11 protein-coding genes are annotated in these 14,278 nt (G+C 66.9%); 5 read left to right on the plus strand and 6 right to left on the minus strand.

Annotated elements, in window-relative coordinates:
- Window positions 1–195: 195 nt before the first annotated feature.
- The 4 genes from B5X90_RS13295 to B5X90_RS13310 all read right to left on the minus strand — a co-directional run bounded on the left by B5X90_RS13295 (window position 196) and on the right by B5X90_RS13310 (window position 5,764).
- On the minus strand, window positions 196–1,533 hold the full coding sequence (locus B5X90_RS13295) for an RNA polymerase sigma factor (protein WP_079553775.1): 1,338 nt from the start codon (window positions 1,531–1,533) through the stop codon (window positions 196–198).
- A gap of 284 nt (window positions 1,534–1,817) precedes the next feature.
- Window positions 1,818–3,278 (minus strand): DUF4192 family protein, encoded by a 1,461-nt coding sequence (locus B5X90_RS13300; protein WP_079553777.1) that lies wholly within the window; start codon window positions 3,276–3,278, stop codon window positions 1,818–1,820.
- 181 nt (window positions 3,279–3,459) lie between these two features.
- The gene (locus B5X90_RS13305) at window positions 3,460–4,791 is read right to left on the minus strand and encodes an MFS transporter (protein ID WP_079553779.1); all 1,332 of its coding nucleotides are present in this window, start codon (window positions 4,789–4,791) and stop codon (window positions 3,460–3,462) included.
- Between the two features lie 34 nt (window positions 4,792–4,825).
- Entirely contained in the window at window positions 4,826–5,764 is a 939-nt protein-coding gene (locus tag B5X90_RS13310; protein WP_079553781.1) for a proteasome assembly chaperone family protein, read from the minus strand.
- Window positions 5,765–6,140: 376 nt separating this feature from the next.
- Between B5X90_RS13310 and B5X90_RS13315 the strand changes: the two genes are divergently transcribed.
- The 4 genes from B5X90_RS13315 (at window position 6,141) to B5X90_RS13330 (ending at window position 11,701) form a co-directional block, all read left to right on the plus strand.
- Window positions 6,141–7,667, plus strand: coding sequence for a leucyl aminopeptidase (locus B5X90_RS13315; RefSeq protein WP_079553784.1), 1,527 nt, complete (start codon window positions 6,141–6,143; stop codon window positions 7,665–7,667).
- 263 nt (window positions 7,668–7,930) lie between these two features.
- Window positions 7,931–9,316, plus strand: coding sequence for a dihydrolipoyl dehydrogenase (gene lpdA / locus B5X90_RS13320; protein ID WP_079553786.1), 1,386 nt, complete (start codon window positions 7,931–7,933; stop codon window positions 9,314–9,316).
- A 126-nt stretch (window positions 9,317–9,442) separates the two neighbouring features.
- Window positions 9,443–11,200 (plus strand): 2-oxoglutarate dehydrogenase, E2 component, dihydrolipoamide succinyltransferase, encoded by a 1,758-nt coding sequence (gene sucB, locus B5X90_RS13325; RefSeq protein ID WP_079553789.1) that lies wholly within the window; start codon window positions 9,443–9,445, stop codon window positions 11,198–11,200.
- Window positions 11,201–11,350: 150 nt separating this feature from the next.
- Entirely contained in the window at window positions 11,351–11,701 is a 351-nt protein-coding gene (locus tag B5X90_RS13330) for a hypothetical protein (protein WP_079553791.1), read from the plus strand.
- Window positions 11,702–11,790: 89 nt separating this feature from the next.
- On the opposite strand, the gene B5X90_RS13335 is transcribed toward B5X90_RS13330, so the two are convergent.
- On the minus strand, window positions 11,791–12,174 hold the full coding sequence (locus tag B5X90_RS13335; protein ID WP_079553793.1) for a VOC family protein: 384 nt from the start codon (window positions 12,172–12,174) through the stop codon (window positions 11,791–11,793).
- Window positions 12,175–12,308: 134 nt separating this feature from the next.
- Here B5X90_RS13335 and B5X90_RS13340 point away from each other — a divergent pair, with 134 nt between their 5' ends.
- On the plus strand, window positions 12,309–12,737 hold the full coding sequence (locus tag B5X90_RS13340; RefSeq protein ID WP_026266249.1) for an OsmC family protein: 429 nt from the start codon (window positions 12,309–12,311) through the stop codon (window positions 12,735–12,737).
- 69 nt (window positions 12,738–12,806) lie between these two features.
- On the opposite strand, the gene B5X90_RS13345 is transcribed toward B5X90_RS13340, so the two are convergent.
- Window positions 12,807–13,856, minus strand: coding sequence for an IS30 family transposase (locus B5X90_RS13345; protein ID WP_143264752.1), 1,050 nt, complete (start codon window positions 13,854–13,856; stop codon window positions 12,807–12,809).
- Window positions 13,857–14,278: the final 422 nt, after the last annotated feature.

A 14,278-nucleotide genomic window follows, 5' to 3' on the forward strand; every position in this document is an offset into this window, starting at 1 on the left:
GGCCCCTCCACACCGGAGGGGCCCTGATTCGTTAAGTGCCGTTTCGTCAGGTGCCGGTTCGGTTCAATGCCGTGCATCCGACAGCCGCGGTGAAAAGCAATGCGGGGTCCCTTCCGGCCCGTTCCTCCGGTGAGGACGGGCGGGAAGTGACCCCGCATTGCTGAGAACCTTTGCCTGGTCTGCGACCAGTGGCGCTTAGTCCAGGTAGTCGCGCAGGACCTGTGAGCGCGACGGGTGCCGCAGCTTGGACATGGTCTTGGATTCGATCTGGCGGATGCGCTCACGCGTCACACCGTAGACCTTGCCGATTTCGTCTAAAGTCTTCGGCTGGCCGTCGGTAAGGCCGAAGCGCATTGCGACCACGCCGGCTTCGCGCTCGGAGAGCGTGTCCAGCACCGAGTGCAGCTGTTCCTGCAGCAGGGTGAAGCTCACGGCATCCGCGGGAACCACGGCTTCGGAGTCCTCGATGAGGTCGCCGAATTCGGAGTCACCGTCCTCGCCGAGCGGGGTGTGCAGCGAGATGGGCTCGCGGCCGTACTTCTGGACCTCCACGACCTTTTCCGGGGTCATGTCGAGTTCGAGGGCCAGCTCCTCCGGGGTGGGTTCGCGGCCGAGGTCCTGCAGCATCTGGCGCTGGACGCGGGCCAGCTTGTTGATGACTTCCACCATGTGCACCGGGATGCGGATGGTGCGGGCCTGGTCAGCCATGGCGCGGGTGATCGCCTGGCGGATCCACCAGGTGGCGTAGGTGGAGAACTTGAAGCCCTTGGTGTAGTCGAACTTCTCGACCGCACGGATCAGGCCCAGGTTGCCTTCCTGGATCAGGTCCAGGAACAGCATGCCGCGGCCGGTGTAGCGCTTGGCCAGCGAGACGACGAGGCGGAGGTTGGCCTCCAGCAGGTGATTCTTGGCGCGCTTGCCATCGTGGATGACGAATTCGAGCTCGCGCTTGAGTTTCGGATCCATGCTGCCGTCGTCGGCGGCGATCTTTTCTTCAGCGAAGAGACCGGCCTCGATCCGCAGGGCCAGGTCTACTTCCTGTTCGGCATTCAGCAGGGCGACCTTGCCGATCTGCTTCAGGTAGTCCTTGACAGGGTCGGCGGTGGCGCCGGCAGACATAACCTGCTGCACCGGAGCGTCGTCGTCGTCGGCGTCGGAGTAGACGAAGCCGGAGCCGGTGGTGGCCGCGGCCTTGCCGGCGACTTCCTCGCCTTCCACTTCGTCGCCGAGCTCGGCGGCGTCGGGCGTGATGTCGTCGAGATCCTCTTCGGCGTCGACGTCATCGTCAGACGTACTGGCAGAGTTGCCGGCGGCTTCTGCCGCGGCTTTCGCGCCGGGCTTGGGCCCGCGCTTCTTGGGCTCAGGCTTGGCGACTCCGGATACGGTGTCGCCACCCTCTGCGGAAGCGGCGTCCTTGACAGCCTTGTTGGCTGCGCGCGTGGCGGCGCGCTTGGCGTTGGTCGCCGCCTTCTTCTCCTCAGGGGACAATTCGGCCTGGTCGGCGGGTTCCTTCTTCGCGGAAGACGGGGTCACTGAAAACCTTTCTAGCTGCGGTCTGCGGAATCACCATACGGGCAACACCACTATGACCCTGTCAAGTCCGTGTTCAACATCAGGTGCAACCACGACCAGCAGAGCCACTTAGTAGAACTGCTGACGCGGCCTTAATGTTCCCTGTTTCCAAGGAACATTTAGGGCACTTGATACACGGACCCAACCGGGTCTCGGCAACCATTGTCTCACGGTTTTCAGGCGGGGCGCCTTTCGCGACGCCGGGTCGACGATATCGCGGCGGCTTCGCCCGGCGCGTCAGGACCTCATGCAGCGTCCGTGGCAAACTTCTGCCAGGCTGCCTCCCGCCTGGCAGCCCAGCCGCAAAGGGTGCCGCGTCGGCCAAGCTCCGCCAGCAGTTCCGCGAGCCTGTACCCAGGGCGGCCCTGCAAGGCCTGCCGGTAGAGCGCGTCGGCGTAGGAGCCGCGGCCACGGCACCATTCGATCCAGCCCCGCGCCGTCACGGCGGCTGCCGTTGCCTCCCCGTCACCAAGACCGCCGAGCCGTTCCAGGACCCGCTCGAGCCCGACCATCAGGGTCCAGTCCGGGACCGAGGGAGCCAGTCCGAGCAGGACTTCCCCGTAACCGGGAACAGCGCCGGCGGCAGACCCGCCGCTGGCGGGTGCCACCGGCAGCGGCATCCGGGAAGCGGACCCAGAGCGCGATGAGCGGCCGGGCTTTGGACCCGGCAGGGGGCTGGGCGTCGGTCCGGGCCGTGGTGCGGGTTTGATTCCGGGCAAAGCGGCGGACCCGGGGTCCGGGTCGAACATACCGAAGTCCTCGGCGCCGCGTTCGGCTGCGGAGCGTCCGGCGGCCGCCATCACCAGCACCGCGTCCCGCCATGACGGAATGCACAGGCTGGCCCGCAGGTAGCCGGCGAGTTCCGGTGACAGCTGAAGAGGCCGGCCAATGGTCCAGGGATCGGGCGTCCCGGAGCCGGTGGTCCCGGCGTCGGTGGTCCCGGCGTCGGTGGTCCCGGCGTCGGGGACGGCTCCCGTAGCCCCGTCATCCGGGGCGGGGACAGGAAGGTGCTCCTGGCCAATGGCGGCCTGCATGGCGATCGTCCAGACATCGAGGACCTGCTCGAATTGGGCCCGGTCCCGCCGTCGCGGGGAGAATTGCTCCGCCCAGCCGCACTCGGCAAGGCTTACCACGGGGTCCACTGGCAGCGGCGCCGGGGTGGCCCCCTGGGCGCCGGGGACCGCGCCGACGCTGCTGCCGCGGTAGACCATCTCGGCGTTGAGCCTACTGTTCCTGATCTGTTCGACCGGACGGCCGGGCATCCCACAGCACTCCGGATCGCTGCAGTGTGCGTTGCGCCAGAACTCAGGACCGATAATCCAGGCGTCCCTCAAGGGCAATCCGGCCGCCTCAAGGGCAAGCTCGAGTTCTCTGAGCAGGTCCGCCCAGGCACGGCCGTCGCCGGCGCTGTCCGTGTCCGTGCCGGCGTCGGCATCGGCATCGGTGAAGAAGGCCAGCAGCGAACCGTCAGCCGCGTCGTCCGCCTGGAGATAGGTCACGACATTTCGCGCAAAACCGGCCAGCATGTCGCTCCGGTCTGAGCCGCCTCCGGGCTCCGGGAGGTCGACCCGCAAGGTGGCTCCAAGGCGTTTGCCCTGCAAGGTCATGGCCACGAGGCTGTTTTCCGGCCAATAGCCGAGGGAGTGCGGGATGAAGCCCAGGATGTCTTCGGGGCCGGTGATTCTCAGGTGATCGGGAGCTGTCATAAGCCCAGCTTCGCGGCGGCCGCGTCCCCGGCGACAGTCCCGGGTTGCGCTATGTGGATAAACGACGCCTAAACGACCGTGGATAGACGACCGGGGATAGGCAATCATGACTAGCCGCAGAAGGCACGAACACCTGATGACAATCGCCGGCAGCCGCCCCGAAGCAGCCCAATCAAACGGTTCAGGGCGTTCGCCGGCGCTCCGCGACCAGCCTGCGCTGCTCGGCCAGGGACTTGAGCAGGGGCGGAACCATGACCCCCTGGGCCGCCATTTGGCGCCGGACCTTCCGCCGGGTCACCAGGATGGCCCCTGCTCCCCCGGCCAGCAGCAGGAACTGCACGCTCAGGGCCACGCGGAAAGGATCCAGGCCGTAGAGCTCCCCCTGCGAGAATCCGGTGGCATGCAGGACGTCGAGCACCAGCCCGATCAGATAGATGGACACGAGCGCGGCGATGAAGCCGCCCACGTTGACGATCCCCGTGGCGGTGCCGAGCCGGTGGGCCGGGTTGAAGGTCCGGGCGAAATCGAAGCCGATCATGGAGCCGGGGCCGCCGACGGCGAGGGTCACCACGAGCACGGCCAGGAGCCAGAGCGGCGCGCGTCCCGGCACCAGCAGAACCGCGGCCCAGGCGGCAGCGGTGCATCCGGAAATGAGCAGCACCATGGTGGAGCGCCGCAGCGGATGCCTGGCCACGAATCTGCCCATGAGGGGTCCGGCGGCGATGGCGCCGGCGACGTACAGCGACATGAGGGCCGAGACCGTGCCGCGGTCCAGTCCCTCGGCGGAAATCAGGAAAGGGTAGCCCCACGTCATGGCAAAAACGGTGCCGCTGAACTGGACGGTGAAGTGGCTCCATAGCCCGAGCCGGGTCCCGGGTTGCCGCCAGGCGTGACCCAGCGAAATGCCGGTGGCGCGCAGCCCCTGGGACTGTGCCGGTGCGGAGTGCCCTGGCGGAAGGTCCTGGAGCAGGATCAGGACCAGCACGACGGCGAGGCCGGACATCGCGGCGAGCGTCAGGAAAGCCGGCGTCCACCCCGCGGAGTGCAGGATCATGGCGAACGGCACCACGCTGAAGAGCTGGCCGAGCTGGCCGGACATGCCGGTCAGCTGCGTCAGGAGGGGGACGCGACCCGGGGCGAACCAGAGCGGGATAAGCCGGATTACGGAAATAAACGTCATGGCGTCACCGGCGCCCACCAGGACGCGCCCCAGGACTCCGCCGGGAATGTTGTCGGCAAACGCCAGCTGAAGCTGGCCGAGTCCCATGAGGACACCGCCGCCGGCGAGCATGGCGCGGGAGCCGAAACGGTCCACCAGAATGCCCACGGGAATCTGCAGCGCCGCATAAACCAGCAGCTGCAGCACGGTGAAGAAGGAGATCTCCGCGGCACTGGCGTGGAAGCGTTCCGTTGCCTCCAGGCCGACCACCCCGAAGGAGGTCCGTTGGCTGACCGCCACGAGATAGGCGAAGATCCCAACGATCCAGATCAGCCAGGCGCGGGGAGAGGTCACTCCCCCATTATGCCCGGTTCATGATAAATAGTATTTATTCGCCGGGTTCTTTACGGGCCAGGTACGCCTCGACGGCGGCACCAAGGGCGTCGGCGTTGGGGAGCTGGTCGTTTTCATCTGCCAGCAGCGACCTCCGGACCGTGCCCTCGGCCTTTTCGTCGTACCGGGTCTCCAGCCGTGAGACCACCTGCTGGACCTCCTCGGAAGCCTCGATCTGCTCGGCAATCTGCCGGCCCACCTCGCGTCCCGCCTCCCGCAGACGGTCGGTCGGCAGCATGAGCGACGTTGCCGCGCCCAGATACTCGAGCCCGGCCACGGCGGCCGTGGGGTACTCGGCTTCGGCCAGGTAGTGCGGCACATGGATCACATAGCCGGCGATGTTCCGGCCGGCCTCCGTCAGCCGCAGCTCCAGGATGTGGCCCACCGCCGCCGGCACCTCCACTGTGGGCTTCCAGACGGAGATTCCCTCGATCAGCTCCGGCCGGTTGCCGTGCACGGTCACACCGACCGGCCGGGTGTGGGGAACGGGCATCGGGATCGAATGGATCCAGGTGACGAGGTTGACGTCAAGTTCTTCGACGAGGCCGACGACGGCGCGCGCGAAGCGCTCCCATTGCAGGTCCGGCTCGAACCCCGCGAGGAGCAGGAACGGGCTACCCAGTCCGTCGACCAGCCGGTAGAGGGCCAGGCTCGGTGCCTGGTAGTCCTGCAGGTGGTCCTCGACGAAGCTGACCTGCGGGCGCCGGGACCGGTAGTCGATCAGCTGGTCGGCGTCGAACTCGGCGATCATCTCTGCATCGAGCGTGTCCAGCAGTTCGGCGGTGATCTGCCGGACCACGTGGCCGGCGTCGGCGAAGCCGGTGAACCCCATGACGAGGTTGAGTCCGCGCAGTTCGGTGCTGGAGAACAGCGCGTCATCACGGATATAGAGCGACTGGGGATCCAGCAAAGAGCCGGAAATCCGTTCAATCACGGCGTGTTCCTTTCACGATGGCGGCGGTGGGAGAAGCGGGGCGCGCTCCGGCATCCGGTCGGTGCCTGGCAGAATCCGCCAGTCAGGCAGATCCTGCCGGCCAGTGCCATAGAGCACTCACCGCAGGGCAACGCCTTTACCAATACAACGCCCCGGCGCCCGGGCTAATTCCTGCCCGGGGTGTGCTCCAGCTCTCATTCGATTGAATTTCCGCACGGTCGAGAGACTACGATCGGTGGTGGCCCCAGGGCTTGTTTTGCAGACACCGGGTTGCGTCCCACACTGACGGCGCCCCGGGATCCGTGGCAGGGCGCCAAACATGCAGTTCCTGCCGAATATCACCGAGAACCATCACAGAGAATTGAGGACTGTCCTCGTGGTCAAGAATAGTGAAGTCAAACTTAGTGCAGTCGCAGGGGATTTGAAGAAGTCCCCCAGCGATGCCCTCGTCATCGGCGTCGGACAGGGTCCGGACGGTCCGGTCCTGCTCGACAATCCGCTGACGGCCAAGGCCGCGGAGGCCCTGGCGGAGTCACTGAGCGTTCTTGGCATCACCGGCGCGGCGGACCAGGCTCACCGGCTGCCTGGCCTGCCCGAGGCGGGAGCGACCATCCTGCTGCTCGCCGGAGTCGGCAAGCTGTCCGCGAAGCAGCCGCTCACCGAGGAGGCACTGCGCCGCGCCGCCGGCTCGGCCATCCGCCAGCTGGCCGGCGTCGCCACCGTCACCCTGGCCCTGCCGACGACCACCTTGGGCGAGGTCGCGGCGGTCGCCGAGGGCGCCGCGATGGGCGCTTACTCCTACACGGAGTTCCGGTCCTCCAAGGACGGGCTCAAGGATCCGGTAAAGAACGTCGTCATCAGCACCGACTTCGCCACGGACAAGGCGCTGGCGCCGGTCCTGCAGCGGGCATCCCTGATCGGCACGGCCGTGAACGCGACCCGCACGCTGGTCAACCAGCCGCCGAGCCACCTCTACCCCGAGTCCTTCGCGGACGCCGCCAAGGAACTGTCCAAGGGCCTGCCGGTGAAGGTGACCGTCTGGGACGAGAAGCGTCTCGAGAAGGAGGGCTTCGGCGGTATCCTCGGCGTCGGCAAGGGCTCCACCCGGCAGCCGCGCCTCGTGAAGGTCGAATACGCCCCGGCGAAGGCCACCGCCAAGATCGCCCTCGTGGGCAAGGGCATCACCTTTGACACGGGCGGCATCTCCATCAAGCCGGCCCTGGGCATGGGCGACATGAAGTCCGACATGGCGGGTGCCGCCGTCGTTCTCAACACCGTCCTGGCCCTCGCGGGCCTCGGGCTGCCCGTCAAGGCGACCGCGTGGCTCTGCATCGCCGAGAACATGCCCTCCGGCGCTGCCCAGCGCCCGGCGGACGTCCTGACGATGTTCGGCGGCAAGACCGTCGAGGTCCTCAACACCGACGCCGAGGGGCGCCTGGTCATGGCCGACGGCATCGTCGCCGCCAGCCAAGAATTCCCCGACGCCATCATCGACGTCGCAACCCTCACCGGCGCCCAGCTCATTGCCCTGGGCGACCGCACCGCCGGGGTGATGGGCTCCGACTCCCTCACCGGCGCGATCAAGACTGCCGCGGACCGGGCCGGCGAGCTCGTCTGGCCGATGCCGCTGCCGGAAGAACTCCGGGCCAGCCTCGACTCCCAGGTCGCCGACATCGCCAACATCGGCGAACGCCACGGCGGCATGATGACGGCCGCCGTTTTCCTGCGCGAGTTCGTGGGCAAGGGCAAGGACGGCGAACAGATCCCGTGGGCGCACATCGACATCGCCGGCCCGTCGTTCAACAACGGCAGCCCCTACGGCTACAACCACAAACAGGGCACGGGCTGCACCGTCCGCACCCTGGTGGCCTACGTCGAGGACATCCTCGCCAAGTCCGTCTAGCCAGCATTGCGGCTTTGTGGCCGGGGCGGCGATGCCTTCCCGGCCACAAAGCCGCGTGACACTGGACACAAGCGCTCCACAAACGCCATGGCAAGGTGGAGCATGTATTAGTGGTTCGCTAAGGTAAACCTTGTTTCCCAGAAGCAGAACCAAATGAAGTAGTCACCAATGAAAGGGAACCGGCCGGCACAATCACGGCGGGCAGGTTCCAAGACCAGATGATGCGTACTCTCGTGTCATCGTTCACGCGAGGGAGCGTTTTAGTGGCCGATCAGGCAACTGCGCAAGAATTCGACATCCTGGTACTCGGCGGCGGCAGCGGCGGCTACGCCACCGCCCTCCGTGCTGTCCAGCTTGGCCTCACCGTCGGCCTCATCGAAAAGGGCAAGCTCGGCGGCACGTGCCTCCACAACGGCTGTATCCCCACCAAGGCCCTGCTGCACTCGGCAGAGCTGGCCGACCACGCCCGCGACTCGGCCAAGTACGGCGTCAACGTGACCCTTGACAGCATCGACATCGCCGCTGTCAACGCTTACAAGGACGGCATCATTGCCGGCAAGTTCAAGGGCCTGCAGGGTCTGATCAAGGGCAAGAAGGGCATCACCGTCATTGAGGGTGAAGGCAAGCTTCAGGGCACCGACACCGTCGTCGTGAACGGCACCGCGTACAAGGGCAAGAACATTGTCCTCGCGACCGGCTCCTACTCCCGCACCCTGCCGGGCCTGGAAATCGGCGGCAAGGTCATCACCTCCGACGAAGCCCTCACCATGGATTACATCCCCAAGAGCGCGATCATCCTGGGCGGCGGCGTGATCGGCGTCGAATTCGCTTCAGTCTGGAAGTCGTTCGGCGTCGACGTCACGATCGTCGAAGGCCTCCCGTCGCTGGTTCCGAACGAGGACGCCACGATCGTCAAGGCCTTTGAGCGCGCCTTCAAGAAGCGCGGCATCAAGTTCTCCACCGGTGTCTTCTTCCAGGGCGTCGAGCAGAACGACGACGGCGTCAAGGTCACCCTCGTGGACGGCAAGACGTTCGAAGCCGATCTCCTGCTCGTCGCCGTCGGCCGCGGCCCCGTCACGGCGAACCTCGGCTACGAAGAGGCCGGGATCACGATCGACCGCGGCTTCGTCATCACCAACGAGCGCCTGCACACCGGCGTCGGCAACATCTTCGCCGTCGGCGACATCGTCCCCGGCGTGCAGCTGGCGCACCGCGGCTACCAGCAGGGCATCTTCGTCGCCGAAGAGATCGCCGGCCTGAAGCCGGTCATCGTCGAAGACGTCAACATCCCCAAGGTCACCTACTCCGAACCCGAGATCGCCACCGTCGGCTACAGCGAGAAGGCCGCCAAGGAGAAGTTCGGCGAGGACCAGATCCAGACCCAGGAATACAACCTGGCCGGCAACGGCAAAAGCTCCATCCTGGGTACGTCCGGCCTGGTCAAGCTGGTCCGCCAGAAGGACGGCCCCGTGGTCGGCGTCCACATGATCGGCGCCCGCATGGGCGAGCAGATCGGTGAAGCACAGCTGATCGTGAACTGGGAAGCCTACCCGGAGGACGTGGCCCAGCTGGTCCACGCCCACCCCACCCAGAACGAATCCCTGGGCGAGGCGCATCTGGCGCTGGCGGGCAAGCCCCTCCACGGCTAGAAGCACCGCCTGCACCACCGCAAGAACTCTGTGCTTGGTGCACCCGGCCCGAAATGCCGGGTGCACTAAGCTCAACCAAGGCAGCAATCATCCGCACTAAAGATCAATAAGGAGAACGGGGACGACATGTCTGAATCCGTTAACTTGCCCGCCCTCGGTGAGAGCGTCACCGAAGGAACCGTCACCCGCTGGCTCAAGCAGGTCGGTGACCGGGTAGAGGTGGACGAGCCGCTGCTCGAAGTCTCCACCGACAAAGTAGACACCGAGATCCCCTCTCCGATCGCCGGCGTGATCGAGGAAATCCTTGTCGCCGAGGACGAGACCGCTGAAGTCGGCGCCCCGCTGGTCCGCATCGGCTCCGGCGACGCCGCCCCGGCCGCAGCCGCCGAAGAGGCTCCGGCCCCCGCCGCAGAGGCACCCGCCGCAGAAGAGGCACCGGCCGCCGAGGCCCCCGCCGCAGAGGCACCGGCTGCTGCTCCCGTTTCTGCTCCCGCGGGTGAAGGACACGACGTCACGCTGCCTGCCTTGGGTGAAAGCGTCACCGAAGGCACGGTTACCCGCTGGCTGAAGAGCATCGGCGACACCGTAGAGGTCGACGAGCCGCTGCTCGAGGTTTCCACCGACAAGGTCGACACCGAAATCCCGTCCCCGGTTGCCGGAACCCTCCTGGAAATCCGCGTCAACGAGGACGAGACGGCCGAGGTCGGCTCCGTCCTGGCCGTCATCGGTTCCGGCGCCGCGGCACCGGCCGCACCGGCACCCGCCGCCCCGGCAGCAGCAGCCCCCAAGCAGGAAGCCCCGGCCGCCCCCGCACCGGCAGCAGCACCGGAAGCTCCCAAGCAGGAAGCTCCCGCACCGGCTGCTCCGGCAGCGCCCGCCGCCCCGGCTGCAGCTCCCGCCGCTCCGGCAGCTCCCGCGCCTGCGGCAGCAGCTGCCGCACCGGCAGAGTCCGGCTACGTCACTCCCCTGGTCCGCAAGCTGGCCAACCAGCAGGGTGTCGACATCGCTGCCCTGACCGGCACCGGCGTCGGCGGCCGCATCCGCAAGCAGGACGTGCTGGCAGCTGCCGAGGCAAAGGCAGCACCGGCCGCCTCCGCACCCGCGGCAGCCCCCGCCGCATCGGCGCCGGCAGCCGCGGCATCCGCAGGCGCAGCGTCCTCGCTGCGCGGCACCGTGCAGAAGGCCCCGCGCATCCGGCAGGTCATCGCCCGCCGCATGCGCGAGTCGCTGGACATCTCCACCCAGCTGACCCAGGTCCACGAAGTCGACATGACCAAGGTCGCCAAGCTGCGCGCCAAGGCCAAGAACTCCTTCCAGGCCCAGAACGGCTCCAAGCTGACCTTCCTGCCCTTCATCGCCAAGGCTGTTGCCGAGGCCCTGAAGCAGCACCCGAAGGTCAACGCCTCCTACGACGAGGACAAGCAGGAGATCACCTACCACAACGCCGAGCACCTGGCGATTGCGGTGGACACCGACAAGGGCCTGCTGGTTCCGGTCATCTCCGATGCCGGCAACCTGAACCTGGCAGGCCTGGCCGGCAAGATCGCCGACGTCGCCGACCGCACCCGCAACGGCAAGATCGGGCCCGACGAGCTCTCCGGCGGCACCTTCAGCATCACCAACATCGGTTCGGTGGGCGCCCTGTTCGACACCCCGATCATCAACCAGCCGCAGGTTGCCATCCTCGGCACCGGCGCGATCGTCAAGCGGGCCGTCGTGGTCGCCGACGAGAACGGTGATGACTCGCTGGCCATCCGGTCGATGATGTACCTCTCCCTGACGTACGATCACCGCCTGGTCGACGGCGCCGACGCAGGACGCTTCCTGCAGACGCTGAAGGCACGCCTTGAAGAAGGAGCCTTCGAAGCCGACCTCGGACTCTAGGGTCTAAAAGCACACCGACGGCCACGGCGGTGCGGGCTCCGGTGGGAAACCACCGGGCGCCCGTGCCGCCTTCGCCGTTTTTGCCGTTCCCTCCCGGGGCCGCGGCGGGTCCTACTACGGTGCGTAGAAGACTCTGGCTACACTGATGCCATGAACATCGTCTATAACGTCATGGTCTTCCTGCACATCATCGGCGCCGCCATGATTGTCGGCATCTGGATCGGCCAGATGAAGAATCCCACCGTCCACCCGCGCCAGTTCGACGGTGCGATGCTGCAGCTGATCACGGGCATCATCTTGGTAGGCCTGATCCCGGCCCTGGACATGCACGCCAACTACGCCAAGCTCGGCGTCAAACTCGTCATCGCCCTGATCGTCGGCGTCCTGGCCTTCATTGGCCGCCGCAAGTACAAAAAGGGCGAGCCGATCAGCAAGGGCCTCGCCAACAGCGTTGGCGGCCTGGCACTGCTCAACGGTGCGATCGCCACCCTGTGGCAGTAACAGGCTGACTGAACCGGCCATGACGGCGCCGCTCCCCCGCCGGGGGTGCGGCGCCGCCGTCGCTTAACTGCCGCCGTTAAGCCGGCCTGTCAGTCGCCGGCGATGCAGAATTCGTTGCCCTCGGGATCCTGCATGACCTCCCAGTGGAAGTCACCGATGTCATGGCCCTCCACGAACCCGGCACCGAGGGACTCGGCGCGGGCGCGCAACGCCGCAGGGTCGGGCCCATGGATGTCCAGGTGCAGGCGCCGCCTGCCCTCCGTGGGGTCCTGGACCTGCTGGAAGGCCAACTGCGGGGCCCCGGGGCCGGCCGGCTCCAGCCAGACGAACTGCTCGAAGCGCGAGGAGACCGCCGTGCCCAACAAGTCGGCCCAGAACTGCGCCAGCCGCCCGGCGTCGACGGCGTTGACCATGATCGTGGCGATACGCGCCGACGGCGCCCCTGGCGCCTGCGCATCTTCGGTGAGTTCCATGACGACACTGTACGGGTCACAATCCTCTGACAGCGGAACCCCCGTGCGGCGGCCGCACAGAATCCCTAGGATTGATCACGGCAGGCTCCGGCACCAGCCGGACCCCTGATTCACAACGACGTCGAGGAGTGGACATGGCTACAACACGCACCGCACACACTGTATGGAATGGCGACCTGATGACAGGCGCCGGCAACACCACGCTGGACAGCTCCGGGCTGGGCAACTTCGACGTCACCTGGAAGGCGCGCGCCGAGGCCGCCGAGGGCAAGACCAGCCCCGAGGAGCTCATTGCGGCAGCGCACTCCGCGTGCTTCTCGATGGCATTCAGCAACGCCCTGGCCCAGGCCGGCCACACGGCCGAGGAGATCAACACCAAGGCCGACGTGACCTTCCAGCCAGGCACCGGGATCACCGGTAGCCACCTCACCCTGGCCGCGCGGGTCCCCGGCATTTCCGCCGACGATTTCCAGCGGCTGGCCGAGGAAGCCAAGACCGGCTGCCCCGTCTCCGCTGCCCTGACCGGCATCGAGATCACCCTGGACGCCACCCTGGCCTCCTAGCCCCGGCCGCAGTACGACGAGGCCCCCGCCGCCCTGGCGGTTTCTAGGGGTCGTTGCAACACCTGTTGGTTAGGTGGGTAGTAGTAAATCACGCAGACGCTCGGCTGGGGTTTCCCAGCCGAGCGTTTTGCGTGGGCGGCCGTTGAGTTTCTGGGCGACCAGCTCGAGGTCTTCGGGACCGTAGACGGACAGGTCGGTGCCTTTGGGAAAGTACTGGCGCAGCAGCCCGTTCGTGTTTTCGTTCGACCCGCGCTGCCAGGGGCTGGCCGGGTCGCAGAAGTAGACGTCCATGTCCGTGGCGAGGCTGAACGACTTGTGGGCCGCCATTTCTGCTCCCTGGTCCCAGGTCAGGGATCCTCGCAGGTGCGCGGGAAGGTCCTTCATCGCGGCGACCAGCCCGTCCCGGACGGCCTCGGCACCGTGGTCTGCGGTCAGGTGCACGAGCATCACATACCGGGTGGTGCGCTCGACCAGGGTGGCGATCGCGGACTGGTTCAGCGCCCCGGTGATCAGGTCGCCTTCCCAATGCCCGGGCACGGCCCGGTCCTCGATTTCGGGAGGCCGTTCGGAGATCATGACCATGGGGTCTGTGAACCGGGGCTGGCGTTGGCCCGGTTCCTGGCGGGGCCGGCGGCGGGCACGGCCGGAGCGGAGGGCTGCCTGGATTTCGCGTTTGAGTCCGCCACGGGCCTGTAGGTAGAGGCTCTGGTAGATCGTCTCGTGGCTCACGCGCATCTCCTGGTCATCGGGGAAGTCCGTGACCAGCCTGTGCGATATCTGCTCCGGAGACCACTCCAGGCCCAATTTGTCCTGCACGTACTGCCGAAGGGCCGGGTCGGCGACCAGCTTGGCCGCTTTGGGACGTGCCCGGCGGGCAGCGGCTTGCCGTTGTGCGCCGTGGGGCAGGTAACCGAAGCGGGGATCGCTGTTGCGGCCCAGTTCCCGGCTGATGGTCGAGGGCGCCCTTCCCATCGCCTGCGCGATCGCTCTCATGGAAGTACCGGCCGCGGACAGGTCCCGGATCAGCTCCCGTTCCTGCAGCGACAGGAAGCGGGGGCCGATGGGCTTCTCCGCGGCCGAGGGCCGGGATCCCGGGTCCGGCGAGTGGAATGTGGTCACTCCCTGTTTGTAATCGATCACCCGCCCATCCGGGTAAAAGCGGCGGTTGTTCGACCTTCGGATTCCGCGGTCCCAGTCACGCGCCGTGCGGATATGCACGCCCACTGTCTTGGCGGCCTCCCCGCGACCGACACCGGCCCCGCGCAGCCGGAAGAATTCCTCCCGTCCCGGGTGCGGCCCGATCCCCGTTTTCCCGCGGCTCTTCAGCCCGGCCTTGCGGACCCAGCCGGCACATGTCGCGGCATTGAAACCCAGCTCCCTGGCGGCCGCCGTCGTGCTCCCCACGCGGTCAAAGACCTCGAAAAACGCCTTCTTCTGATCTAGCCCATATCGCACGGGCCGGGATGAATCCCGGCTTAAACGAACCACGGTCGTTGCAACTCCCAAAAGTCTGGGTGTTGCAACGACCGCTAGAACCCGCC

Source organism: Arthrobacter sp. 49Tsu3.1M3, assembly GCF_900168135.1.
In the GTDB taxonomy this organism is placed as follows: domain Bacteria; phylum Actinomycetota; class Actinomycetes; order Actinomycetales; family Micrococcaceae; genus Arthrobacter.

Coding starts and splice junctions, on each gene's coding strand:
- B5X90_RS13300 (WP_079553777.1), bottom strand. CDS start 3,278: ATGACAGCTCCCGATCACCTGAGAATCACCGGCCCCGAAGACATCCTG.
- sucB (WP_079553789.1), top strand. CDS start 9,443: ATGTCTGAATCCGTTAACTTGCCCGCCCTCGGTGAGAGCGTCACCGAA.
- B5X90_RS13330 (WP_079553791.1), top strand. CDS start 11,351: ATGAACATCGTCTATAACGTCATGGTCTTCCTGCACATCATCGGCGCC.
- B5X90_RS13335 (WP_079553793.1), bottom strand. CDS start 12,174: ATGGAACTCACCGAAGATGCGCAGGCGCCAGGGGCGCCGTCGGCGCGT.
- B5X90_RS13340 (WP_026266249.1), top strand. CDS start 12,309: ATGGCTACAACACGCACCGCACACACTGTATGGAATGGCGACCTGATG.